This is a genomic window from Hymenobacter metallicola (assembly GCF_004745645.1).
GTDB lineage: Bacteria > Bacteroidota > Bacteroidia > Cytophagales > Hymenobacteraceae > Hymenobacter > Hymenobacter metallicola.
Genome location: NZ_SRMB01000006.1, coordinates 178,550 through 202,425, shown reverse-complemented (window position 1 = coordinate 202,425; position 23,876 = coordinate 178,550). Strand labels below are relative to the sequence as shown.

The 23,876-nt window shown below is 57.2% G+C and carries 29 protein-coding genes; 6 read left to right on the top strand and 23 right to left on the bottom strand.

Annotated features, from left to right (window positions below; all coding sequences use genetic code 11):
• Positions 1 to 869 precede the first annotated feature (869 nt).
• The 20 genes from E5K02_RS23595 to E5K02_RS23510 form a co-directional block, all read right to left on the bottom strand.
• Positions 870 to 1,769, bottom strand: a complete 900-nt coding sequence (locus E5K02_RS23595) for a helix-turn-helix domain-containing protein (protein WP_167856568.1) — start codon at positions 1,767 to 1,769, stop codon at positions 870 to 872.
• Positions 1,770 to 1,865: 96 nt separating this feature from the next.
• Complete coding sequence (locus E5K02_RS26280) at positions 1,866 to 2,093, bottom strand: cyclophilin-like fold protein (RefSeq protein WP_167856571.1); 228 nt, start codon at positions 2,091 to 2,093, stop codon at positions 1,866 to 1,868.
• Between the two features lie 4 nt (positions 2,094 to 2,097).
• Complete coding sequence (locus E5K02_RS25720; protein ID WP_167856567.1) at positions 2,098 to 2,208, bottom strand: cyclophilin-like fold protein; 111 nt, start codon at positions 2,206 to 2,208, stop codon at positions 2,098 to 2,100.
• Positions 2,209 to 2,273: 65 nt separating this feature from the next.
• Complete coding sequence (locus E5K02_RS23590; RefSeq protein WP_135398647.1) at positions 2,274 to 3,047, bottom strand: glucose 1-dehydrogenase; 774 nt, start codon at positions 3,045 to 3,047, stop codon at positions 2,274 to 2,276.
• 73 nt (positions 3,048 to 3,120) lie between these two features.
• Entirely contained in the window at positions 3,121 to 3,306 is a 186-nt protein-coding gene (locus E5K02_RS23585; protein WP_135398645.1) for a tautomerase family protein, read from the bottom strand.
• 13 nt (positions 3,307 to 3,319) lie between these two features.
• Positions 3,320 to 3,808, bottom strand: a complete 489-nt coding sequence (locus E5K02_RS23580; RefSeq protein WP_135398643.1) for a (R)-mandelonitrile lyase — start codon at positions 3,806 to 3,808, stop codon at positions 3,320 to 3,322.
• 109 nt (positions 3,809 to 3,917) lie between these two features.
• Positions 3,918 to 4,664 (bottom strand): SDR family oxidoreductase, encoded by a 747-nt coding sequence (locus tag E5K02_RS23575; RefSeq protein WP_135398641.1) that lies wholly within the window; start codon positions 4,662 to 4,664, stop codon positions 3,918 to 3,920.
• 150 nt (positions 4,665 to 4,814) lie between these two features.
• Positions 4,815 to 5,237, bottom strand: coding sequence for a putative quinol monooxygenase (locus tag E5K02_RS23570; protein WP_135398639.1), 423 nt, complete (start codon positions 5,235 to 5,237; stop codon positions 4,815 to 4,817).
• A 12-nt stretch (positions 5,238 to 5,249) separates the two neighbouring features.
• Entirely contained in the window at positions 5,250 to 5,651 is a 402-nt protein-coding gene (locus E5K02_RS23565; RefSeq protein ID WP_167856566.1) for a cupin domain-containing protein, read from the bottom strand.
• A 91-nt stretch (positions 5,652 to 5,742) separates the two neighbouring features.
• Positions 5,743 to 6,933, bottom strand: coding sequence for an aldo/keto reductase (locus E5K02_RS23560; RefSeq protein WP_135398635.1), 1,191 nt, complete (start codon positions 6,931 to 6,933; stop codon positions 5,743 to 5,745).
• 44 nt (positions 6,934 to 6,977) lie between these two features.
• On the bottom strand, positions 6,978 to 7,637 hold the full coding sequence (locus E5K02_RS23555) for a carboxymuconolactone decarboxylase family protein (RefSeq protein WP_240737428.1): 660 nt from the start codon (positions 7,635 to 7,637) through the stop codon (positions 6,978 to 6,980).
• A gap of 115 nt (positions 7,638 to 7,752) precedes the next feature.
• Positions 7,753 to 8,172: a cupin domain-containing protein gene (locus E5K02_RS23550; protein ID WP_135398631.1), complete on the bottom strand. Its 420-nt coding sequence runs from the start codon at positions 8,170 to 8,172 to the stop codon at positions 7,753 to 7,755.
• 235 nt (positions 8,173 to 8,407) lie between these two features.
• Positions 8,408 to 8,836, bottom strand: coding sequence for a putative quinol monooxygenase (locus E5K02_RS23545; protein WP_167856565.1), 429 nt, complete (start codon positions 8,834 to 8,836; stop codon positions 8,408 to 8,410).
• 39 nt (positions 8,837 to 8,875) lie between these two features.
• Entirely contained in the window at positions 8,876 to 9,283 is a 408-nt protein-coding gene (locus tag E5K02_RS23540) for a DoxX family protein (protein ID WP_135398629.1), read from the bottom strand.
• A 74-nt stretch (positions 9,284 to 9,357) separates the two neighbouring features.
• Entirely contained in the window at positions 9,358 to 10,314 is a 957-nt protein-coding gene (locus tag E5K02_RS23535; RefSeq protein ID WP_135398627.1) for an MBL fold metallo-hydrolase, read from the bottom strand.
• 89 nt (positions 10,315 to 10,403) lie between these two features.
• Positions 10,404 to 10,775, bottom strand: coding sequence for a DUF2255 family protein (locus E5K02_RS23530; RefSeq protein WP_135398625.1), 372 nt, complete (start codon positions 10,773 to 10,775; stop codon positions 10,404 to 10,406).
• A 9-nt stretch (positions 10,776 to 10,784) separates the two neighbouring features.
• The gene (locus tag E5K02_RS23525) at positions 10,785 to 11,789 is read right to left on the bottom strand and encodes a zinc-dependent alcohol dehydrogenase family protein (protein WP_135398623.1); all 1,005 of its coding nucleotides are present in this window, start codon (positions 11,787 to 11,789) and stop codon (positions 10,785 to 10,787) included.
• Positions 11,790 to 11,812: 23 nt separating this feature from the next.
• Positions 11,813 to 12,451: an SDR family oxidoreductase gene (locus E5K02_RS23520; protein ID WP_135398621.1), complete on the bottom strand. Its 639-nt coding sequence runs from the start codon at positions 12,449 to 12,451 to the stop codon at positions 11,813 to 11,815.
• A gap of 15 nt (positions 12,452 to 12,466) precedes the next feature.
• Positions 12,467 to 13,462 (bottom strand): aldo/keto reductase, encoded by a 996-nt coding sequence (locus E5K02_RS23515; RefSeq protein WP_135398619.1) that lies wholly within the window; start codon positions 13,460 to 13,462, stop codon positions 12,467 to 12,469.
• A 71-nt stretch (positions 13,463 to 13,533) separates the two neighbouring features.
• Positions 13,534 to 14,001 (bottom strand): putative quinol monooxygenase, encoded by a 468-nt coding sequence (locus E5K02_RS23510; RefSeq protein WP_206026011.1) that lies wholly within the window; start codon positions 13,999 to 14,001, stop codon positions 13,534 to 13,536.
• A 51-nt stretch (positions 14,002 to 14,052) separates the two neighbouring features.
• On the opposite strand from E5K02_RS23510, the gene E5K02_RS23505 reads away from it, so the two are divergent.
• Entirely contained in the window at positions 14,053 to 14,751 is a 699-nt protein-coding gene (locus tag E5K02_RS23505) for a HEAT repeat domain-containing protein (RefSeq protein WP_167856564.1), read from the top strand.
• Between the two features lie 46 nt (positions 14,752 to 14,797).
• Here E5K02_RS23505 and E5K02_RS23500 read toward each other — a convergent pair whose 3' ends face one another.
• The 3 genes from E5K02_RS23500 to E5K02_RS23490 form a co-directional block, all read right to left on the bottom strand.
• Positions 14,798 to 15,268 (bottom strand): hypothetical protein, encoded by a 471-nt coding sequence (locus E5K02_RS23500; RefSeq protein WP_135398615.1) that lies wholly within the window; start codon positions 15,266 to 15,268, stop codon positions 14,798 to 14,800.
• A gap of 66 nt (positions 15,269 to 15,334) precedes the next feature.
• Complete coding sequence (locus E5K02_RS23495; protein ID WP_135398613.1) at positions 15,335 to 15,673, bottom strand: hypothetical protein; 339 nt, start codon at positions 15,671 to 15,673, stop codon at positions 15,335 to 15,337.
• A gap of 171 nt (positions 15,674 to 15,844) precedes the next feature.
• Complete coding sequence (locus E5K02_RS23490) at positions 15,845 to 16,306, bottom strand: hypothetical protein (protein ID WP_135398611.1); 462 nt, start codon at positions 16,304 to 16,306, stop codon at positions 15,845 to 15,847.
• A 330-nt stretch (positions 16,307 to 16,636) separates the two neighbouring features.
• Between E5K02_RS23490 and E5K02_RS23485 the strand changes: the two genes are divergently transcribed.
• The 5 genes from E5K02_RS23485 to E5K02_RS23465 all read left to right on the top strand — a co-directional run bounded on the left by E5K02_RS23485 (position 16,637) and on the right by E5K02_RS23465 (position 23,852).
• Positions 16,637 to 17,446, top strand: a complete 810-nt coding sequence (locus E5K02_RS23485) for a 3'-5' exonuclease (RefSeq protein WP_135398609.1) — start codon at positions 16,637 to 16,639, stop codon at positions 17,444 to 17,446.
• A gap of 109 nt (positions 17,447 to 17,555) precedes the next feature.
• The gene (locus tag E5K02_RS23480; protein WP_135398607.1) at positions 17,556 to 18,206 is read left to right on the top strand and encodes a BRCT domain-containing protein; all 651 of its coding nucleotides are present in this window, start codon (positions 17,556 to 17,558) and stop codon (positions 18,204 to 18,206) included.
• Between the two features lie 169 nt (positions 18,207 to 18,375).
• Positions 18,376 to 18,846, top strand: coding sequence for a hypothetical protein (locus tag E5K02_RS23475; RefSeq protein WP_135398605.1), 471 nt, complete (start codon positions 18,376 to 18,378; stop codon positions 18,844 to 18,846).
• A gap of 138 nt (positions 18,847 to 18,984) precedes the next feature.
• Positions 18,985 to 20,538 carry a DUF4041 domain-containing protein gene (locus E5K02_RS23470; RefSeq protein WP_135398603.1) on the top strand — a complete coding sequence of 518 codons (1,554 nt, stop codon included), beginning with the start codon at positions 18,985 to 18,987 and terminating at the stop codon, positions 20,536 to 20,538.
• Between the two features lie 59 nt (positions 20,539 to 20,597).
• Positions 20,598 to 23,852 carry a DEAD/DEAH box helicase gene (locus E5K02_RS23465; RefSeq protein WP_135398601.1) on the top strand — a complete coding sequence of 1,085 codons (3,255 nt, stop codon included), beginning with the start codon at positions 20,598 to 20,600 and terminating at the stop codon, positions 23,850 to 23,852.
• Positions 23,853 to 23,876: the final 24 nt, after the last annotated feature.

Below are 23,876 nucleotides of genomic sequence, written 5' to 3'. Positions count from 1 at the left end.
GGCCGACGATCCGCTCGACGGCAGGAATACTCTGCGCAATCTGACAATCCGGATGGGTGTGGTACGCATCTACCACCCCAATTCCCCGAGTATACGAATAAAACGGAAAGGCTATATCCATCGCGAAGCCCAACAGCAGGATCGCTAAAAAGTTGTGGGTATACCGAGTACGCCCGCAAAAAGTGCTACGCACCTGCTTTCTAGCTGCCGGCCAGTACTTTGTCCGGTGGAAAAACCCTCGTTTGCCTGAACCTTGTGTTCAGTGAAACGAACCTTAAAATTTTGCTACCGACCAATTCAAAGACCTGTAGACCAGCCCGAATGAGCGGCCAGCCCGCTGTTGCCCTACCTGGCCTACTCCAACTTTGGTGACCATGTGCAAGCCAGTACCAAGCGCCCACGGTAGCTAGCTGCGTAGCAGCGACTTGTTGCGTACGCGAAGCAGGCGGTTCTGCTTAACTCCCGTTAGGTGAAAGAAGTGTAGCCGAGTGAAGATTCAGTAGCGGTCGTTGAAGAAGCCATGAGAAACGCTGCCCACCACCAAGCGGTTTAGGAGTTTTAATGACCGTTGAGTGGTAACATACTGAAAACAAAGCAGCTGTAAGTCTAGATGTGACTTTTAGACCAAACTTTTAACCAGGGCCCATAAGGGACTAGGGGCCCAGAAAGAAATGGTGCGGGCTTTCCACCACCAAGTGCCCGACGTGAAAATGGAAGTCAAAAAGCGTTGGGCTGACGACTACGCTTCCGACTAGATTATTTACGCTGGGACGTCAGCAATCATCAAAGGCAGCGAGCTGACCCTATAAGCCAACAGCAATGCCGTGGAGCACTGGTTATTCCCCAGCTGCCTGCCCCAGGGTACTTTTTTACCCTGCGTTCCGGAAGGCCAAGGGGGTAATGCCGACGTGCTTTTTAAAGAAATTGGTAAAGTACGTGGCGTACTCAAAGCCCAGGCTGTCGGCGATGTCGCCTACGCTCCAATCCGTGTGCAGTAACAGCACTTTGGCCTCGCCCACGAGGCGCTCGGCGATGTGCGTGGTGGTCGACTTGCCAGTTATCTCCTTTACCGAGCGGTTAAGGCTGTTCACGTGTATGGCCAGCCGGTCGGCGTACTCCTGGGCGTTTTTGAGGATGGGCTGATGAATCTGCGTGGTCACCGGAAACTGCACGTCGAGCAAGGTTAGAAACAGCGCCGTAACACGTTCGGCCGCGTTGACGGGAGCAATGTGCTGCGAACTGGCCGGCTGCATCCGCGTGGCCTCGTGAATCATGATCGAGAGCTGGTTGCGAATCAGGTCGAACTTGTGCGGGTAATCCGTGTCGTACTCCTGGCGCATGCGCAAGAAAGTGTCGGTCAAGTAGCGCAACTGCGCTTCATCCAGAAAGTACACCGGATTGCCATCGACGCGGTACAAGACAGATTCCATCAGACTGACCCCGCGCATGGCCGATTGCAAAAAATCCTCGGTAAAGGCGCAGAGGAAGCCTTTTTGCTCCCCCGAACTCTCCACCGGCTCCCACGAATAGGGCACCAGCTTGTTGGTAAATACCAGCGCCGGCCGGTCGATGTGGTAACTACGGGTTGCGTAGTGCAGCTCGTTTGCGCCTTCGGTCACCAACAACACTTTAAACAAGTCGCGCCGGTCGAAGGCGGCCATATCGCAGTGTGCTTCGGCTAGGGTCATGACCGCCACATCCTGGATAATGGTGGTAAGTGGCGGGCGGTTCATGGCCGCCCTGGTGGCGGTAGCTAGGTTTTCTGCCATCTGGTAGGGCAGCATCTTAGAATAAGGACGCTGTAAGTAAGTACCAGTAGACAACGCGTGGGCTAATAGATTAGTTACGGACATAAGCCAAACAAGCTAAGCTAACCGCTCAAGGCCTACCTGCACTGCGCTTATTCCAGGAATCGATAGGGCTTTCCTGCTCACATTAAACAGGCCAAGGGTACTAAGCCCATAGGAATAGTTGAAATTTCTGTCAAACAAGGTCAGATTGCCCCAGAGGGCATAATATGTACGGTTGTCAGCGGCCGGCTGGTAGCCGACCGTCGCCTCAGCAGTGGCTGGCTTGCGAGGTAAGTCACTGATTTTCTTAGTGCCCGCGCAGGGGCAACGTCAAGGGAAGCAACGCAGCAAATTTGCGCTCGTTCGGGTTGTCGGTCAGGGTAGCGGTGAGGGCCGTGGTGCCCAGCGTAATACGCATGTTACTCGTAAGTTAGGGCCAGCCTAGCGCCGGGTGTGCCATCACGACGAAGCCCCCCGGAGGTATTAGATAATGACCTGGCCGCCATCTACCGCCAGGGCATGGCCTACCACGAAGGACGAGCTTTGCGAGCACAGCCACACGGCAGCATTGGCAATTTCTTCAGGCAGGCCCGCCCGGCCGATGGGCTCTTGCTCAATCACCTGCTCACGCTCCTTTTCGGAGTCATGCGTGAAGCGGTCCATCATGGGGGTGTCGATGTAGCCGGGGCACACCACGTTGATGCGCAGGTTATAGGGCGCGTAGTCAAGCGCCGCCGAGCGCGTGAGGCCAACCACGCCGTGCTTGGCGGCGCAGTAGGCCGCGTTGTTTTTGACGCCAATCAGGCCGGCCCCCGACGAAGTGTTCACGATGGCCCCGCCGCCCTGCGCCAGGATGAGCGGAATCTCGTGCTTCATGCACAAAAAGGTGCCGCGCAGGTCGGTGTTCACGATGCGGTCCCACTCGGCCATTTCCAACTCGGCGGCGGGGGCCTTGTGCTGCTCCACGCCGGCATTGTTGAACGCGAAGTCGAGGCGGCCGAAAGCCTCAATGGTCTGGGCCAGGGCAGCCTGCACCTGGGGCTCATCGGTGGTGTCGCACGACATGGCTAGGACCTTGCCGCCCTGCTCCGTTACCAGGCGCACAGTTTCGTCGTTGTCGGCGGGCGTGATCCCCACCACGGCCACCTGCGCGCCCTCACGAGCGAAGGCCAGCGCCGCGGCGCGCCCGATACCCGTGCCTGCACCGGTGACGAAGGCCACCTTGCCCGCAAATTGTCCTGCTTGATTCGTTGCCATAAAAACTGGTGATCAGCTAGGTATATTGTTTTAAGCGCTAAGGTCAATAGCCCGACTCTTTGTACATGTGGGCCTAATGGGGCAGAATATCCGCTTGGTACACCTGCTCCATCCAGGCGACGGGCGGCACCTCTTCTATGGCCGCGAACACCGACGCTTCGTCCGTGCCGGCGATGCCCATGGCGCGCACGATTTGCGCGGCCAGGCGCTGCTTCTGCTCCTCGGTAGAGCCCAGCGCAAGCTTGATGCTGTGGGCCATTAGAAAGGGGCGTCTAGGGCTTATAGCTGTTGTATTCCTGGTCGGTCACGGGCTCCAGCCAGGTCACGATGCCCTTTTCGGTGTTCACGTTGAGCGAAACGTGCGTCATGCGCTGCTTGGGCGAGGCGCCGTGCCAGTGCTCCACGCCGGGCTGGGCCTTGATGACCTCACCCTTGCGCAGCAGCCGGACAGGCTGGCCTTTTTCCTGGTAGTATCCCACGCCGTCGGTAATGAGCAGAATCTGACCGGCTGCGTGCGTGTGCCAGTGCGAGCGCGCCCCCGGCTCGAAGGTCACGTTGCCGCTCACGACATTAAAGGTCGGGTCGTCCTTTATTAGGGGGTGCATGTACACCACGCCCGTGAAGTTCTGAGCCGGGGCCCGCTCGCCTCGTGGGAAAGGGCCGGCTTGGTCAGGCGTTGGGGGTTGGTGGCCGGTAAATCCTACCAGCAGGGCACCCGCGCCCAATGCTACGGCAAGTTGTTTGATTCGGGAAGTGGTCATGTGCGAAAGCGAAAAGGAGTGAGGTGAAAGGCCAACTTGGCCCCTGGTTTGGACCAGCCGAACCAGGAGCTAGGTTGTTAAAGAGAGCGCTAGGTAGCCGCCCGTTTTCTCAAAACTCCTGACTGGTCGGCCGGAACAGGATTTCGTTGATGTCCACGTCCTCGGGCTGGCTCATGGCGAAAATGACAGTCCGGGCGAAGGAATCGGCCGGGATAGCATAGGCTTCGTAGAAGCCGCGCATTCCGGCGGCCGACTCGGGGTCGGTGATGCTGTTGGTCAGCTCGGTCGCTACCGCGCCGGGCGAGATAATGGTGGTGCGGATGTTATAGGGCTTTACCTCCTGGCGCAGCCCTTCGCTCAAGGCCCGCACGGCAAACTTGGTGGCCGAGTATACGGTGCCCCCCGCCGACACCTTGTGGCCTACTACCGACGAGACGTTAATGATGTGTCCGCTTTTTTGCTCCTTCATGTGGGGCAGGGCGGCGGCAATGCCATAGAGCACGCCCTTGATATTGATGTCAATCATGTTGTCCCACTCGTCGAGCTTGAGCTTTTCCAGGGGGGCTTGCTGCATCAGGCCAGCGTTGTTCAGCAGCACGTCGAGGCGCCCGAACTGCTGCACGGCCGCGTCCACCAGGGCCTTCACTTGGGCGTGGTCGGTTACGTCGGTTTGCACGGCCAGGGCCTTGCCGCCCTTGCCGGTGATTTCGTCGGCCAGGGCCTGAATGCGGTCGCGGCGGCGGGCGCCTAATACCACGGTGGCTCCTTGCTCGGCCAGGGCGCGGGCCGTGGCTTCGCCCTGCCCACTGCTGGCGCCGGTGATGACAATTACTTTGTCGGTGATGTTATTGCTCATGCGTGAAATGTTGAAAATGGAATGCTGATTGCCAGGGCATTTACTACAGTATTGCCTTGGAAAAGTGAGGTCAAAATGGGAAGTCCGGTCAGTCCAAGCGGATGGCTTGGTTGCAGTGGGTGTCGCGCAGCGCTTGCTGGCGCTGGGGCCTTATTTGATTTTCAGCTCCGGAATCAGCGGGTCCGTGTCAATAAGCTCCAGTGCCTGCACCATGCTGAGCGTCCCCTGTTTATACTTCAAAAAGTGCGGCGTTTTCACGTGCGCCTGGTAGGCGGCCTCGGTGGCATACATCTCCAGGATGGTCAGGTGATTCGGGCGTTTCGTTTCGAACACTGCGTAAAGCGACAACACGCCCGGTTCCTTGCTCATCGAGGCCTCAATTTCTTCCTTCAGGAAAGCCTTGTAGCGGTCGAGCTGGGTGGAGTCCACCACGATGCGGGATAAGCGTACCTTCTGCGGCTTTTGCGCCGGTACCTGCGCCGACTGCGCCGGTGGCTTAAGGCTACAATTACTGGTTGCCGCGGCGGTGACGAATAAGAGCGCTGTTTGTAAGATAAGATGGGAAAAGCGCATGGGGATGGCTGATTACTTGTTGAATTCCTGCTCCGAGACTTGCTCGAACCAGGTAACGTGCGCCTGCTCAACGTGGTCGGAGATGGTGATGAGCACCACGCGACTGGTGGGGGTAGCCCCGTTCCAGTGCTTGACATCCGGGGGTATCACCACCGTATCGCCCTTCTTAAGCAGCTGTTTGGGCTGGCCCTCCTGCTGGTAATAGCCTTCGCCTTCGGTCACGTACAGCACCTGCTCGGCGCCGGGGTGCAGGTGCCAGCGGTTGCGTCCGCCGGCCTCGAATACGAAGCTGACCAAGCTATAATTTTTGCGGGCGGAGAGCAGTTTTAGGTAGCCCGCGCCGGTGTAGTTGATGGTATCGACCCGCTGATATGTGCGCAGATCGAGCTGCTCGCCGCCCGCTTTCTCTGGCAACCTGGCAGGGGCTTGGGTCGAGCGGCAGGCGCCGAGCGCTGCGACGGTCAGGGCAGTTAAAAGCAGGTGCCTGTTCATGGTTTAAAGGCGTTTACTTCGAAGCCTGGTTTTCCTGCTCCGGGGGGTAGCGGCTGCCGACCAGCGTGATTTTGGCCAGCGTGGCCTCCAGCTGGTTCCACTCGCCTTTGGCAATGTTGCTCGTCAGCGAGGCCATATTTTCGTGGAAATGCGCCTCCTTGGTCGTACCCGGAATGGGTACTACCTGCTCGGGCCGGGCCAGCAGCCAAGCCAGCGAAATCTGGGCCGGCGTCAGACCGCGGGGCTGGCCGAAGTCGAGCAGCGCCTGCACGAAGGGATAGTTGGCTTTCAGGGCTTCGGGCGTAAAGCGCGGCAGCCCCAGGCGGTTGTCGTTGCCGGGGTAGAACTTGGTCTGGGCGTTAAGCATGCCGGTGAGGTAGCCCCGGCCCACGGGGCTGTAAGGCACGAACCCGATACCCAGTTCCTTGAGGATTGGGAACACGGCCGTCTCGGGCTCGCGCCACATCAGGGAGTATTCGCTCTGCAGGGCCGTGACGGGCTGCACGGCATGGGCCTTGCGGATGGTGGCGGCATCGGCTTCGGACAGGCCAAAACGCTTCACTTTGCCCTCTTTGATGAGGTCTTTCACCGTGCCCGCCACGTCTTCAATGGGCACCTTCGGGTCGGGCCGGTGCTGGTAAAACAGCTCGATGGCATCCACCCGCAGGCGCTTCAGCGAAGCCTCCGCCACTTTCCGAATGTTCTCCGGCCGGCTGTTGATGCCCCGGTCTTTGCCGTCGCGGATGTCAAAGCCGAACTTGGTGGTGATGTTGACTTTGCCCTTGAAAGGCGCCAGTGCTTCGCCGACCAGCTCCTCGTTTAGGAACGGGCCGTACACTTCGGCCGTGTCGAAGAGGGTAACGCCCGACTCGGCCACTTTTTGCAGCAGCCGCAGCATGGTTTTCCGGTCGGGCACCGGCCCCCGGTGGTAGCTCATGCCCATGCAACCAAAGCCCAACGACGTTACCTCGAAGCCAGCCTTGCCCTGGCCCAGTGTGCGGTGGGGTAAGGCCGGCGGCGCGGCCAAGCTGGCGCGACCCGCCTCGTTGGCGGCACCTAGGGCGTTACCGGCGGCGCTGCTCAGCCAGCCAGGTGCGGCTAGTAGCGCAGAACCCAGCACCGCCCCGTTTTTCAGAAAATTGCGGCGCTGATTGCTCAGCTCCTGGTTGGGCTGCGGCAGCCCATTATGCGAGTTCGTAGACATAGCTAGGTGGATGGTGGAATGGTTGGGCGTGAGGCTAGCAACCGCTATTTCTTAATTTCCAGCGCTTTAGTCAGCACCGCCCGGCCAGCATCCGCTTCTTTTTTGCCTATGCTCTTCTCTTCCAGAGTCAGCACCTGCCGGATTTGGGCTTCGGTAAGGCCGGTGTTCATGCCCATGCCGATGTGCGCTTGGAGCATCGGTTCGACGCCCCCCAGGCTTACCAGCGCCGCGATGGTCGCCAGTTCCCGCTCCTGAAAGGTGAGCACATCACGCTCGAAGATGTCGGCGAACAGGTGCTCTTTCAGGAACACGTCAATCACGGGGCTAAAGGCGTTGGCCCCGGTTTTGGGCCCCGTTTCGGGTTTGCCGGTGAGCTTTTCCAGATTCTTCTTGCCGCGCTCGTACTTGGGCTCGGTGCTGCTGATGAGCGAAGCTTCTTTGCCGAGCGCGTCGTGCTTGCCCTGAGCTTTGCGTTCCTCGACTACTTTCATCAGGGTGTTGATGCCCTGCAGGCTGCGTGGAAAGCCGCAGTAGGCGTAGAGTTGCGCCAACACCTCTTTTTCCTCGTTAACAGTCAACCCATTATCGAGGCCTTGGCCCAGAGCCTGGTGCAACTGAGGCAAATCGCCCTTAGCAGTAAGGGCCGAGATAGTAACAAGGGCTTGCTGCCGTTTGGTGAGCGGCTCGGATTGTTGCGCGTTCATAGGAATGGAAAAAAGCAGGGAAAGGGCAGCTACTGCCGCCCAAAAAGGAAGTCGTTTCATTGCTTGAGGTGAGACTAAGAGGGTAGCGAACGGGGTGTAAGGAAATTAGCCAAGCTTATGAGCCCTGGTGAGCTGCTTGGTACTCCTCGTCCGTAAGGGGCTCCAGCCAATCGGCTACTCCCTGGCTGGCACTGGGGTTGATGGCGTAATGCGCAAAGAGGCTGGTAGCCGTAGCCCCGTGCCAATGCACCACGCCGGGCGCAATGCTAACCGAGTCGCCGGCCCGCAGCAGCTGCGCCGGCTGGACCTTTTCCTGGTAGTAGCCAGCTCCGGCTGTTACGACCAGCAGCTGACCACTCGGGTGCGCGTGCCAGTTGTTGCGCGCGCCCGGCTCGAAGGTGACGTAGCCCACCACGCAGTCGGTGGGGTTACCGGGGGGCGCGACAAGGCTCACCCAGGCCGTACCGATGAAGTTTTCGGCAGCGCCCCGCACGGTGTTAACCAGGCTGCTGGCATTCGGTGTTTGGTCGCTCATGGTTTTTCAGCTTAGGGAGGTAGCACGTGGTAAGGCGTACTGCCTTACTCATGACAAAGGTCCTCACCCTGCTTCCGGGCTGAAAAAGAGAATCAAACAGCTTTTTACACAATTCAAACAGATAGGCTTACTAAAGCCTGCTCCACCCTGCAGTAAAGCAGACGGTAGGGAGATTGACAGGAAAGGGGATGAGCTAAGTATATAACCAGTTGCAATCCTAGATTTTATATAAAACCTAATCTTTCAGTTTCCGGAATATGGTTGGCATCGTCTCGGCATCTATCGCCTTCATATCTATCAACTGAAGCGCCTTGACCATGTTAAGCGTAGTGGTTTTATACTTCTGAAAATGGGGGGACTTGATGTGCGACTGATAGGCTTCCCGGCTGGCATAGATTTCCAGTATTCTGATGCGCGTACTGTCTTTCTGCTCGTACATCGGGAATATGGAAATGACGCCGGGTTCTAGTCTCACGGAAGCTTCGGCTTCACTTTTCAGGATGGCTTTGTAGGCACGCAGGCTGTCCGGATAGATTTCAATCTCCGAAATGCGCACGAGCATCTCGCCTCCGCTTGCGCTTTTCGTGACCGAAGCGGTACGGCAGGCGCCCAGCATAACCAAGAGACTTAACGCCAGAAGTTGTGCCCTCTTTGTTCCTTTCATGTTGCTGGCTTTTGGGTTAGGTTTTTAGTGGCTATGGCTCTACTTCTGAATCAGATAGTCTACGGAAAACTTTCCGCTACCTGTTAATAGCAGCACCACATAGACCAGTAGAAAATGCAAGGCAGGTTCGGCCTTGGCAAACGGGTCATTCGCGTGAGCCACCACCACGGCCACTAGCATATTCACCAAAAGTATCAGTGCGGCAAATCGAGTGGCCGCACCCGCCAGAATGAGCAGGGAGCCAATAATCTGGGCCAAGAGGGTTAGCGCAAGGGAGAGCTGCGAACTCATGCCCAGCACCGCGGGGAACGTGTTAGGGCCGGAAAAGAGCATCTCTACTTTGGGAAGCCCCTTTGAAAGCATCCATGCTCCGATGGCAACCCTTAAAATAAGTAAGGCTGCATCCGTAGCAGTTGAATGTTGAGTGTTAAATATTCTGGTGGTCATGTTTACGATTTTTGAGGCCCTGTTCCCATTAGAATTTCTCTCACTGTCCATCGGCGTGGTTGCAGTGCGCAGGGCTACTTCAATTTTTTCAGCCGCTTCAGGGTAAGGGGCTCACCCGGTGCCAGCACCTGAATGCGCGCAGGATTAACAACCAGTTTTTTCAGCTTCTCCGGGTCGGCATTAAAGGGGGCGAAATCAGGCGAATCGACCGAGCCCCAATGATTGAGCAGCAGCGGCGTGTTGGGATACGCATTGGCGATTTTTACCGCGCCGGCCAGCCCAAAGTGCCATTCGCTGTCCGAGAAATCAAACAAAATGGCATCCGGCGTCGGGTACTGCAGGTGCTCGGGCAGCAGTCGCGAGTCGCCGGGCGCCCACACGGTGCCGTCGGGCGTTTCCAGCCAGAAGCCGCAGGCATCCTCCTGCTTGAAGTAGCGCTTGCTCATGCCGGGGTACACATTCTGGTAGGCATGGTCGGCCCGCGTGAGTTGCACGCGCACCTTGCCCACCTGGAACGTATCGCCGATGCCGTGCCCCACGGAAGGCAGGCGGCGGTTTTGCAGCAGCGAGTCGACGTAGACCGTGGAATGGAATGCCTGGGTTACGCCGGCCAGCGCGCCGGTGGTGGGCACGCTGTAGTGGTCGTTGTCGGCGTGCGTAAGCAGGACAGCATCCAGGCGCGGCACCTCTTTTGGCGCGATGGGAAAGGTGATGAGCAGGGGCATGTCAAACCCATTCAGCAGCGGGTCAATCATGATGTTGGTGCCGCGGCTGTTAATGAAAAAGCCCCCCATGCCCAGCCAGCGCAAGGTTGTTTTACCGGACGCTTTAAAGGCCTTTGCCCCAAAGGGCTGGGTCTTCGGCGCTTTGGCCTGGTACTTTTTGGGCTGTGCCGGGGCCGTCGGAACAGTGGTCGTGGTGGCCGGAGTAGTCTGTGCCCGCCCGCTGACGACTGACGCAAATACGACTCCGAGGGCCAGTAACCAGGCAGTAATCGGATGCGTGAAAGGAAGCCAGGCGGGCTTGCTCATGAGCGTGACGGGTTGGGAACGGGCATAGGTGGGGATAAAGAAGTAGGTGATTCAGTATGATAGCGCGGGTTTTCGAGACCCTGTCCTGGTTAGCGCGGCACGACCCGCACGGTCGCCGCCCGCGCCCGGGCACTGACCATGGCCCCGAGGTAGGGGCTGCCGTGGTACTTGGCCCGGTATGCCGCGTCGATGGCATCATTAGCCGCGCCTTCAACCGCTTCAAAGGCTACCTCCTTCGTCAAGCCCGCCGCCGTGATGCGGCCCGCCTGCTGCTGCCGGGCCGCTTGGTACCAGCGTGACTGCTGTCCGTGATAGGCCCGCACGTAGAGGGCCCCGTCAACGGTCACCGACCAAATCCAAGTGGGCGTGCCGTAGGTTATGCCATCCTCCCGAAACGGGGCAATGTGCAGGTCGTCGGTGGCCGTGATGCGGCTCAACTCGTCATTCAACCAAGTGCTCATAGGGGGCTCTTAAAAAGTAAGGCAGAGTTTACCGAAGTGACGGCCAGCCTCCAGGCTGCGCAGCGCCTCCTGAATTTCCGGTACGGAGTACACTTGGCCGATAACGGGGTGCAGGTCGCTGCTTTCAATGGCCCGACTCATTGCCAGGAAGTCTTCGGTGCTGCCCACCTGCATGCCGATGATGCGGGCTTGCTTGGCCAGCAGCGCCGGCACATTGATGGAGGCCTGTGTGCCGGCCAGCAGGCCCATAATGGCGATGTGCCCCCCGATGGCCACGGCCTTGATGGAATTGTTGAGGTTTTCACCGCCCACGGTTTCTATCACTGCTTCCGCGCCCCGGCCGTCGGTAGAGTCCCGCAGCTCCTCCAGCCAGTTGGGCTGGGTAGCGTAGTTAAAGGTGAAATCGGCCCCTAGCTCGCGGGCTCGCGCCAACTTGGCGTCATCCTTGGAGGTGAGAGCTACGCGGCAACCTCGTGCCTTGGCAAATTGCAGGGCAAAGAGCGACACGCCTCCTGTGCCGTGCACGAGCACCGTTTGGTCGGCCGTAAGCTGGGTGTACTTTAGGGCATTCCAGGCGGTGAGGCCCGCAATGGGTAGCGTCGAGGCTTCCAGGGGTGTAAGGTTGGCGGGCTTGCGCACCAGGTGGGTCGCCGGCACGGCCACGTACTCGGCCAGGTAACCCGGCAGGCCCACGCCGGTACGCTGGCTGACGTCGGTTTGGGCGGCAGTAGGTGTCCCCTCTTTCCACTGTGGAAAGAAAACAGACGTCACCTCGTCGCCCACGGCCAGCGTCGTCACCTCGTTGCCGAGGGCTTCGACGATGCCGGCCGCATCGCAAATAGGCAAATGGGGCAGTTTGACTGGGACACTGCCCTGGATGACCATCAGGTCGAGGGCATTAAGCGAGAGGGCCTGTACCCGTACCAGCACCTCGTGGGGAGCGGGTACGGGCGTGGGCTTGGCGTGCGGCACGAGGTGGTCGATGCCGAATTGGGTTAGCTGAAAGGCTTGCATATAGTGATGAGTCGTCGAGGAGCCTACAGCCAGGCGTGTTTCTCGCCCGCCGTCCCGGGCTTGCTGACGCCCAGGTTTTGGCGCTCCTCCCCGCCGGCCGTGGTGGCCAGCTTCACCACCAGCGCGGCCACACTCTTCCGCGACACTTCGGTACCTTTCACCGACTCGTTGCGTCCAACGATTTCGTAATCGACCTCGTCGTAATTAGTTAGCCAAGTAGGCCGCAGAATGGTATAGTTCAGGTCAGACGCCTCGATGATGTCCGATGCCTGGCGGTACCGCTCCAGGATGTTGCCCAGCGTTTGCTTGTTCCACTCCCCGAAGTTGCCAGTGACCTCGTTGTAGATGCCAATGGCGCTGATGAAAATCAGGCGCTGTACCCCCGTCGCCTTCATCGCCGCCACGAGGTGACTAACCTGCTGCGCCAGGTCTTCCCCGGCCAGGTTGGCATAGACTACGTCTTGCCCGGCCAGCACTGCCCGCAGCTTGGCTTCGTCGTTTACGTCGCCTTCCACGATATGCACCCGACGGGGGTCAGGGTTGGGGAGGCGATGGGCCGCACGCAGGTACAGCCTCAGTTTCGCGTCCGTTTCTGCGAGAAATAACTGGGTGGCAACCCGGGCAATCTGCCCGTGTGCGCCGAGAATTAGGACCTTGCTCATATGTGCACCCGGCAACTAGCGGCCGGTCATTTGCTCGTGCGCCTCGGTATAGCGGGCGCCCTGTACCGGAATCTGGTCGGCGGCATCCGTCAGCTGCTGCACGTCTTCCGGCGTCAGCGCCACCTGCACGGCGCCCAGGTTTTCCTCCAGCCGGGCCAGCTTGGTGGTGCCGGGGATGGGCACTATCCAAGGCTTTTGGGCCAGCAGCCACGCCAGCGCAATCTGAGCCGGGGTGGCCTGCTTGGTTTCAGCAAAGCGCGTAATCAGATCCACCAGTACCTGATTGGCCTGCCGGTTTTCGGGGCTAAAGCGCGGCAGGGTGCTGCGGAAGTCGGTGCTGTCGAGCGGGGTACTCTCGTCGATTTTACCTGTCAGGAAACCCTTTCCCAGCGGACTGTACGGCACGAAGCTGATGCTCAGTTCTTCGAGCAGCGGAATGATTTCCTGCTCGGGTTTGCGGTACCACAGCGAGTATTCGCTTTGCAGCGCCGTGAGCGGCTGCACGGCGTGGGCCCGGCGAATGGTAGCAGCGCCCGCCTCCGACATGCCAAAGTGTTTCACCTTGCCCTCGGCAATGAGGTCTTTCACCGCGCCCGCTACGTCCTCAATCGGCACGTTGGGGTCCACGCGGTGCTGATAAAACAAGTCGAGGGTCTCTACCCGAAGGCGCTTGAGCGAGGCTTCGGCTACCTGCTTGATGTGGGCGGGCTCACTGGTGATGGCTGACCAGCGGGTGGTGTCGCCAGGAGCCGCCCGAAAGCCAAACTTGGTGGCAATCACCACTTGGCCTTTGAACGGCGCCAGGGCTTCGCCCAGCAACTCTTCGTTCAGCAGAGGGCCGTACACTTCGGCCGTGTCGAAAAAGGTGACGCCGCGTTCCACCGCGTCGCGCAGCAGCTGAATCATTTCGGTCTTGTCCTTGGGCGGGCCATACGACCAGCTCATGCCCATGCATCCCAGGCCCAGGGCCGATACTTCGAGGCCACTGGCCCCTAACGTGCGCTTTTGCATAACCGTTATCGGTATTAATGAAAGGATTGCCGTCCCGTTCCCTGTGAGGGCGGGAGCAGCAACCCCAATGACTAAAATTTGCCGCTGCGTTGGGGTTTCGCTTCCAGCACGATCGGCGTAGTTTCTACCAAGACCACGGACTGCACCATCTCCTTGACAGTGGCCCTATACTTGAGAAAATGGGGCGCCTTCATGTGGGCCTGCCGGGCCGCTTCGCTGGCATACCGCTCCATGAGGGTAATGTGGGTAAGGTTCTTCTTATCGGCGACGGCGTAGAGCAGGAGCACACCCGGCTCGATGCGCATCGAGGTTTCGACTTGCTCCTTCAACGCCGCCCGGTATTGGTCGAGCTTGGTGGCATTTACCACGACGCGGGCCACCTGCACGTGAGAACTGTCCATTTGCGCCAGAACCCGGCCGGGCAGTAGCAGCGGCGCTAGCACGGTCAGGACGAGGCCAAAGACGGAGCACAGACGGCGGGCAGGGTTAAGCGGGCCACTTAAACGAGCCGGGATTATGGTAACCAGGGAGTAGTTCATGGTCAATAGATTAGTATGACAAAGCTACTGGCCACCTCCAGGGGCTGGTGAATGGTTTTCAAACAGCTTTTTACACTTTTCAAACTGACTGCTTGGCAGCATTTCAGCTGTTATCAATGTAAACAAACAGGATTATCCATTCCTTTTCTCTCACACGAATTGGAAAACGTCTTAACCAAATGCTCGTTTCGCTTTAATGACCGTTTTTGTGAACGAGTACGCCTTTATGAAATCATGACAACTCCCGAAGGCTTGGCTTTCCTAAGAGCGCATCAACCGATGCCCGATGATGAAGTTCTAAATCTGCAGCCTGAGCTAATGCTGGCCTACGACGAAGTTCGCCGGCATTTTGTGGAGCACCCGGACCCGGGCTGCGTGCCGTTATTGCTCAACTCCTTTGGCGGATGGAATGGGTTTGGCATGTACCAAATGGTCGAGGAGGTCTTCTATCAACTGGACGAACAATTGGTGACGGAAGCCCTGTTGCGCAACCTGCGGGACGTGGCCCGGCTCGGCACGTGCACCTTATACTGGAACGTGCAGTTGTGCATCATCTTCCCCCACCCTGGCATGTTGACTGTTTTGGCCCAAGTCCTGAACCATCCCCTTGCGGACCTTCGGATTACGGCGGCGTATGCGTTGAGTCAGTTGGAGCCGGCGACAGTGGCCACCCTACTGCAACAACAACTAGCAGTAGAAGATGACCCCGACGTAGTAGCGACGTTAAGCGAAGTGCTGGAGGAGCTATAACCCTCCTTCAACTGAACAGGCCTAAGTTTAGGGCAGGACCGTTTGGCTAAACATTATTGTCCGCGCTAGGCTCGGTTTTCGCCAAGTAGAAGGCTCCCCGGAGGCTGACAAAAGTATCGACGGCTTGCTCAAGGAAATAATCACTGGAATAGCTCTCCTCGGCCGGCTCGTCCAGTGCTTGGCCATCGACAAAAAGCTTGAGTTCGGCCCCCGTGGCCAGCAGTAGGACCAAGTCTCCGCCGGATTCCAGGCGAGCGCCGACGAGCGTTTCGCCCTGGTGGACGGACAAGGCCGCCGCCAGATCCTCTTCCGGGTCTTGCCAGGTGCAGGCGATGGCCCCGGCACGCAGCAGCTTCCAGGAGCAATACACCATCAGGTAGCACACCTCGCCCGTGGGCGCCCGCAGGTGCAGCGTGAAGATCGAGCCCGTCCCGACTCCGGCCTTAACGGCCTCAATGGTCGTGTCGATTAACTGCGCCACCGCGGCCGCAAAGGCAGATTTACTTATTAGTTGCATGGACTAAGATAGGCAACCGAACGTTCGTTTAGCTTTCGGACCGTTTTAGTGAACATGTAGATCTCCTTAAGCAAACTCCGAGAGTCCCAAACTGAAGTGCAGCCCTTGCTGATTGACTTTCTCAAAGGCCGCTTTGAGGGCTTCCGACACAAACACAGATTTCTCCCCAAATCGGTACATGTCAAGACCATTGCCGATATAAGCTTGAAGCGTGTCGGACTCAACCGAGCGATGAATGCGGATTTCTAAGTAGTTGTCCCAAACGAGGTGGCGCACACCATCCGTCACGGTGACTGGATTGATGTCAATCTGCCCTTCGAGTTGCCGCAGCACCGTTTCGTACTTCTTATCAAATAAGATGTAGTCATAGTTGGTCAGCACTTCGGCTGGTTCATCATACTGCATAACCCGGAAGGTAGAACCGTCTGTTCTCCACAACAGCAGTCGGGTAAGGGCCTGTGATGTTAAGTTCCAAAGTGCCATGGATTGTAAATTTGCTTAGCCAAAGTAACTACTATCTCAACCATCTGGATAAACGCTCTTTTCGGTAGAACGACCGTTTGCGTGAACGTACTGCTAATCACTTGACTTGGACTGTTCCTGGTAGAAGCCACCCCGGATACAAGAGAAGATGCTCTCGGCACCCTGGGCGAAATAATCGCACGAACTGTATTCGTCGACAGGGGTGTCTTGCGCGGAGCTGTCAACAAAGAGCTTGAGTTCAGCTCCGGACTGTAGCGATAGTACCATGTCTCCACCGGAGGACACCCGGGCACTGACCACCATTTCGCCTAGGTGAGCCAACAAAGCCGCCGCCAGGTTTTCTTCCGCGTCTTGCCACGTGCACGCCACGTGGCCAGCTTGCAGCAGCTTCCAGGCGCAGTACACCATCAGGTGGCACAATTCGCCGGCAGCCGTCCGTAAGTGCAGATTGAAAATGGAGCCGGTTCCGGGCCCTGCCTTCACGGTCTCAACCGTGCTACCTACGACGAGGCGTATAAGCGCTGCGGAAAAGGCTGCTTCAGTGAGTTGCTCCATAAACAAAGGTAGACCAGTAATCGCTCCTTTTAATGTACAACTCGGACAAAGGGTGGTAAGGAGGGAAAGTACTACTGAAATGGGTCGGAAACGGTTCAGTAAACTTGTTCAGTAATCAAAGTACAGAAAAGGTGTTGGTATCGAGGAGAAAGCTGAACTTAACTATATGAGCCGAAGGACCTATCCGTAGCTCTAGATAAGAACTATTGCCCGTAAAATTCAGATAGATACGACCCCTAAAATAGCGTGACCATGCTCTATGGATTTATCCCAAAATTTGATAGCATTGTAGAATGCCTACATAGTGATGTGAGCAGCTAATTCTACTTTATGCTTCGTTTAGTACGGCCGTTGGTTGTCTTCGATTTGGAAACCACGGGAACAGATACCGTCAACGATCGAATCGTTGAAATATCCATCCTGAAGATATTCCCTGACGGTACCCGTGAAACCAAAACCCGCCGATTACACCCGGGGCGTCCCATTCCGGCAGGGGCCACGGCCGTGCATGGAATCAGCGACGCAGATGTGGCGGCGGAGCCTACCTTTAAGCAAATAGCCAAGGGCTTGCTGGCCTACTTATCTGGCTGCGACTTGTGCACCTTTAATGGGAAGCGGTTTGATGTACCGTTGCTAGCGGAAGAATTTGCGCTGGTTGGCTTAGACTTTCCCTCCTGGGACACGTCCGTCATTGACGTCTCGGACATCTACCGCATTCTGAACCCGCGCACCCTTGCCGCTGCGGTGACCCAATATCTTGGTCGTGATCACACGCAAGCTCATACGGCCGAGGCGGATACTGCGGCGACGTTTGAATTACTCGAAGCGTTAGCTCATGGTCCATTAGCTCAGTTTTTACAGACCAATGACCAGGTGTGCGCCGATGAACTGTTCTGCCCCAGTGGTCTCAGTGACTTCGGTGACGGGGTGCATCACGGCCACTCGCGTGCCATCCGCATCGATCCGGCAGCCAAGATGATCCGCAACCCAGAGGGTATTATCGTCTGGAACTTTGGTAAGCACTTTGGCCAGCCGGTGACCCAGTCAGACCCAGGCTACATCAACTGGATCATGGGCAAGGACTTTGCCCAAACCACGAAGCTGACGGTACGCAAAGTCATGGACCGCCTCTTGGTGTAGACGTCGCGCTTGCTCGCCGGGCATTCGACTATCTCTCAGCGAACCAGTGCCTCCGCGTAGGTTCTCCCGGCATACGTATTCCTGCACTATCCTTTTTTCCTTTTGTCTGATGAGTACATACCCTACCCTGCTGGACTTACACGGCCAGCCTCTGCAACTCTTTAACCGCGCCAATAACACGGCCAAAGCCGTAGACCAACTCGTGGGCATCTGCACGGGCATCTTGGCCGACGGTGAGGTCAGTGAGCGCGAAGCCATCTTCTTTGCCGAGTGGGTGCGCAAGCACGCGGCCGATACACCGGTCTGGCCATTAACCGCTGTACTGAGCCGTGTAGAGCGCATCTTCGAAGACGGTGTTTGTGACGCCGAGGAGCGAGCAGAGCTGAAAGAAGTGATGGAAACGCTGTGCGGCTTTACGCAAGCGCCCACCCCCAAAGCGGAGACATTATCGACTGCTTTGCCGCTGTGTGTACCGCAACCCCACCCGCTGGTATTCATGGACAAGCAAGTCGTGGTGACTGGCAAATTTGCCTATGGCGCCCGCACGGCCGTGTTTGAGGCCATCGCAGCGCTGGGCGGGCAGCCCACCGATTCTTCTCCAACCCGCTCCACCGATTACCTGGTCATCGGCGTATTTGCCAGCCGCGATTGGATCAACACCAGTCACGGCCGCAAAATCGAGAAGGCAGTGCAACTGCGCGACAAAGGCACCGGTATCCGCATCCTCTCCGAAGAGCATTGGCGTCAGTTTGTTGGCTGATACCACGCAAGCCGCTTCGGAGTTGTTTACCCAGTGTCAGCGTTCCTTCCGTGTTGATGGCTGGCGATCGTGCAAGCGTTGTCGCGCTGCAGGGCACGACTAATTGAATACTTTTTTACTCATTTTCTAGTCCGTTCTACGAACTAGCAGAACCCTATTACCTCTCTTTATGGAAGACTTTTTACTCGCTGGAGAAGAACTCCTCAACTACACGCCTAACCGGGTAGTCCTGCTCACCTCGTACCGGATTCGTTACAATGCTGCAAACGCAAGTGAATCGCGCTTGGTGTCTATCATGTTGGAAAAGGTCAGTGCCTGCGAGGTGCGGTATCAAAGCCAACCCGCATTGGCAATAACCGGCATCTTGCTAATCTTAGTCGGCAGCATAGGCTTCTTCCAATCCGGTAATGGGCAAATGTTCGGCGTTGTGGCGGCGGCTGTCGGTTTCGTGTTGGTGCTCGCATACCTAGCCAGCCGTCAGCATATCGTTAGCATCACTTCTGACGGGGGGGCGCGTTTGGGCTTTGCCACCAAAGGGCTGAAACGTGAAGCGGTAATCGCTTTCATCGACAGCGTGGAAAAAGCAAAACACGAACGCGTGGAGCGGCTGCATCAGATGAATGGGGGTGTATTGGTGTAAGCCCGCCTAGGCTACGCTAGTTTAAGGCTGGGAATTATTGCAAAATCCGGAAGCTATTGCAATAGCGTTCAGTAAGTTGACCCATGCCTGCGGGTATGTAGTCAACATCCTGTCTCTTCTATAAAATTCTCATTGACGATGAATACAATTGTGTTAACGGGCGCGTTGGGCGTCACGGGATTACTCTTGCTATGGCTGTTGTGGCGCCTGTGGGCAGCCGGGAAGCGCTACCATGCTTTGGAAGCCAACCACCTAACTCAGTTGGGACAGCAGGCTGCCGCCGCTGACGAGCAGCAACAAGCCTTGCGCATCGAACATCAGCAGCAGTTGCTGCGCTATCAAGTCATTGTAGACGTTGAAGCGGAGCGAGCGCGCATTCAGTCGGATATCGCTACCGAACGGCAGCAGGTATTGGCGCAACTAGATGAGGCACGTCGTCAAGCAGAAACCGATCAGCAGCGCGTATTGGCAGAAACGGACGCCAAGCGACAGCAGATACTAGCTGATCTTCGGGCCAAGGAAGCCATCCTCCACGCTGATCAACAGCGCATGCTGGCATCGATGACCACGCAACGGGCCGAAACCGACACGTTGCAGCAGCGCCTGCAGCAACTGCGGGCTGACCTACAAGTCCTCGACGAACAAGCCGACCTACAGGGGTTTGGCTTTTACCAGCCGCGTTATTCTTTTGATACTTCCGTCAGCTACCAGTTGGAGTTGCAGCTGATCCGCGAACAGCAGAAACGCATGATTGCTGCTAAAACGGCTGCTACCTGCGAAGCGGAGTGGACCGTCAACGGCAGCGTGGTCGAAGGCCGCAAGCAAACCAACCAGACGCTTAAGCTGATGCTGCGCGCTTTCAACGGCGAGTGCGACGCCGCCGTAGCCAAGGTTAAGTACAATAACGTGACTGTGATGGAAGCCCGCATTCGCAAGGCGTACGAAGTGGTCAACTCACTGGTAGTAGTGCAGCGGGCCACACTGGCATCGGCGTACCTGGAGCTAAAGCTCAAGGAACTGTATCTGGCACACGAATACCAGGAAAAGCTGCAGGCGGAAAAAGAAGAGCAACGGCAGATCCGCGAACAGATGCGGGAAGAAGAACTGGCCCAACGCGAAATCGAGAAAGCCCGGCTGGACGCCGAAAAAGAAGAAAAACGTTACGCAGACGCGTTGCGCAAGGCCCAAGAAGATGTGGCCACGGCCAACGGGGCGAAGCAGGCCAAACTACTGGCGGAAATTCAGCAGCTACAGCTCAAGCTCGCGCAGGCCAGCACCAATAAGGAACGTGCCCTGTCGCGAGCCCAACTCACCCGTTCCGGGCACGTGTACGTAATTTCCAATATCGGCTCGTTCGGGGAAGACGTGTACAAAATCGGTATGACTCGCCGGCTGGAGCCCATGGACCGTGTGCGGGAGCTGGGCGACGCCTCGGTGCCATTCCAATTCGACGTGCACGCCATCATCTATTGCGATGACGCGCCGACACTAGAAAATACGTTGCACCGAGCTTTTCACGAGCGGCGCGTTAACCAAGTCAACCACAAGAAAGAGTTCTTCAGGGTTTCCCTGCCCGAAATTGCCGACGCAGTCCGGCAGCACCACGCCGAAATTGAATTCACCCTGGCCGCGGAGGCGGCAGAATTTCGCAAAACGCTGGCGCTGCTGAATACCGTAGCAGCCACAAATTAACCACGAACGATCGTAACAGTTGCGGCGCGGTGACAAGCATCCGCTGCATTTCCTATCCTATGCCTAGTCAAAATTTATACTTGCCGCCACAATATCGTGTTCAAGCTTCAGCGCACGGCGCTATCGTCGAGCAATTAGAGCATCCTGGTTTGGTCATCCAAGAAGCCTCGCCCATACCAGCCACATTGGACGGCGTACGGGGCTACCAATTCAACCTGCCCTCAGGCGAGCCGGTATTTGTGACCAAGAGGCGCTTTGCATTAACCGAATCGGGGTGGCATGTACTGCTGGCCGACGATGGGTTGTTCCCGGCTTCTACCGAAGAGGCGCAACGTACGCGTGCGCGGTGGATGACACCCGTTCCATTGCCCCTCCCAGCTACCGATGAACACGCCCGCCACGTGCGCCGCTCATGGACCGGTCGGGTTAGCATTGTGGAAGAGCAGGAAAATGAAGAAACGCAGGAAATCCTCTCGGGGCTGCGTTCCCCGCAGGTAGGGGCCTTGTACGCGGCCTTAGCACACTGGAAGACCAGCGAGGAGCCGGCCACCATCGTGATGCCGACGGGAACGGGCAAAACCGAGACCATGCTGACCGCTTTTGTACACCAACGGTGCGAGCGGTTGCTAGTGGTTGTACCCAGCGACGCGTTGCGTACGCAAATCGGCCACAAGTTTGTCTCCATGGGCCTACTGCGCCAACTGGGTATTCTTGCCGCCGAGTCACTCTACCCCGTTACGGCCCGGCTTACCAAATCGCTGCAAATCGAGCAACAGGTCGACGAGGTGTTCATTCCCTGCAACGTGGTGATCACGACCATGGACATCCTGCACCGTTGCGCGGAGCCCGCGCTGCAGCGCATGGTGGACCACTGCTCGCACGTATTCATCGACGAGGCACACCACATCAGTGCCCCCACCTGGACACAAGTTAAGCAGGCGTTTGCAGTGCGGCGCATTTTGCAGTTTACCGCCACCCCCTTCCGCAACGACCGCAAGCACGTCGAAGGGAAAATTATCTTCAATTACCCGTTAGCAAAGGCGCAACAGGAAGAGTACTTCAAGCTGATTCGCTTTCAGCACATCTGGGAGTTTAACCCTGAAGCGGCAGACCAGGCAATTGCCCAGATTGCGGTGGAGACATTGGCCGCAGACGCGGCGGATGGCCACGAGCACCTGATCATGGCCCGGACCAACAAAGTGGAGCGCGCCAAGCAGGTGATTAAGTATTACGAAGCCTACCCAGGGCTAAATCCGGTACTGATTCACAGTGACTTACCTGATAAAACAAAGAAGGCCTGCATCAACGACTTGCGGACCGGGCGCTCGAAAGTCGTAGTCTGCGTGAACATGCTGGGAGAGGGTTTCGATTTGCCCGAACTCAAAATCGCTGCCATCCACGACCCGCACAAAAGCCTGGCCATCACCTTGCAGTTTACCGGGCGGTTTACGCGTTTCAAGCGCACCTTAGGTGACGCCATGGTAATTGTGAACTTGGCCGACGCGGAAGTGCAGGCCGAGATTCGGGAGCTATTTGCCGAGGACGCCGATTGGAACGTGTTGCTACGACAACTCAGCGGCGCCACCACCGGACGCCAGGAAGACTTATCGGAATTTTTTCGAGGATTTGAACCCTTACCCAAATTCTACTCGCTGCAAAACGTCACGCCGAAGATGAGCACGGTGGTGTATGCGACTCCGGCCGAGGCGTGGCGACTGGAGGCATTGGACGAATTGTTCAAGCCGGAGCAGCGGCTCGACCCACCCAGCATCAATGCACAGCGCAATGTCGTGGCCGTGGTAACTAAACAGTCCGAGTCGGTCGAATGGGGGACGACGCGGGAGCTACGCGATACCGTGTGGGACCTGCATTTGCTTTATTGGAATGCGGATCAACGATTGCTTTACATCAATAGCACGGTGCGTGGGACGATGCATGAGGAGCTGGCCAAGGCCTTATTCGGGCCCACTGTGGTCATGAAGCGGGGCAACGACGTGTTCCGCATCCTACACGGCATCACCCGCTTAGCCCTAACAAACTTAGGACTAAGCCACATCATCGGCGGTGCCGTGCGCTTTACCATGCACATGGGGTCGGACGTTTTCCAAGGGCTATCACAGGCCAGTCAGACGGGAAAGGGCAAATCTAATACGTTCGGGTACGGCTACCGCGACGCCAAGCAAGTAACGGCAGGATGCTCGGTTAAGGGTAAAATTTGGGCTTACCGCACTGCCGGCACGGTGTTGCAGTGGGTGGAATGGTGCGACGAAGTCGGCGAGAAGATCCTCGACGAGACCATCAATGCCGAGGAAATTTTCAAGCATCTGGTCAAGTCTGAGCCCCTGGAACAGCGGCCCGAAGCTGTGCCCTTAGGCATGGAATGGTCCGACAGTGTGCTGGCCCGTCCAGAGCACACAGTTGAATTTACTATCAATGGGATCAGCTTTCCCCTATACGAAGTGGGACTGCGCGTGCTCACACTGGACGACTATAACCCGATCCGTTTCGAACTGTTTAGTGACGGGCATTCGGCGGTGTACGAAATGGTGTTTGTCGACAAACGGGCCAGCTACCAACCGATATCAGGTGCTGTTTCGGTGCTCTCCGGCCGCAAATCGTATTCCTTGACGGACTGGTTAGAAAAAGAACCGCCCACCTTCTTTTTTCACGACCGATCCATGATTCAGTACAACACACTGCTGAAAATAGAGCCGGATCACTTGCCATACGATACGGACAAGATCGTGGACTGGGACTGGACGGGCGTCAACCTGAAACTCGAATCCCAAGGGCTCGCCCGTAGCAGCAATACCATTCAGTACCGCGTCATTCAAGAGCTCAAAAAAGCGGGGTACGATGTTATTTTCGATGACGACGACAGCTATGAGGCTGCGGACGTAGTCGCTATTCGGGCAACGCTGGACAAAATTCGTATCGAACTCTATCACTGCAAGTTTTCACAGGAAACAACACCAGGAGCCCGTATCAAGGATTTATATGAAGTCTGTGGGCAAGCCCAGAAGAGCGTCCATTGGTATCACGATCCAGTACAGTTATTTAAGCATTTGCAACTGCGCGAGGGCAACCGCGCGAAGCAAGGCAAGGCCAGCCGCTTCGACATCGGTACGGTAGCAAAGCTTAAGGAGCTCGAGAAACGGGCTCGCGTACTGCCGGTGGAAATGGCCGTGTACATTGTGCAGCCTGGTCTGTCCAAAGCCCAGGTTTCAGAAGACCAGTTAGACTTACTCGCAGTAACAGAGTTGTATTTGATGGAGACGTACCAGCTGCCATTTACGGTTATCTGCAGCGCGTGATTGGTGTAAGATACTTTGATATAT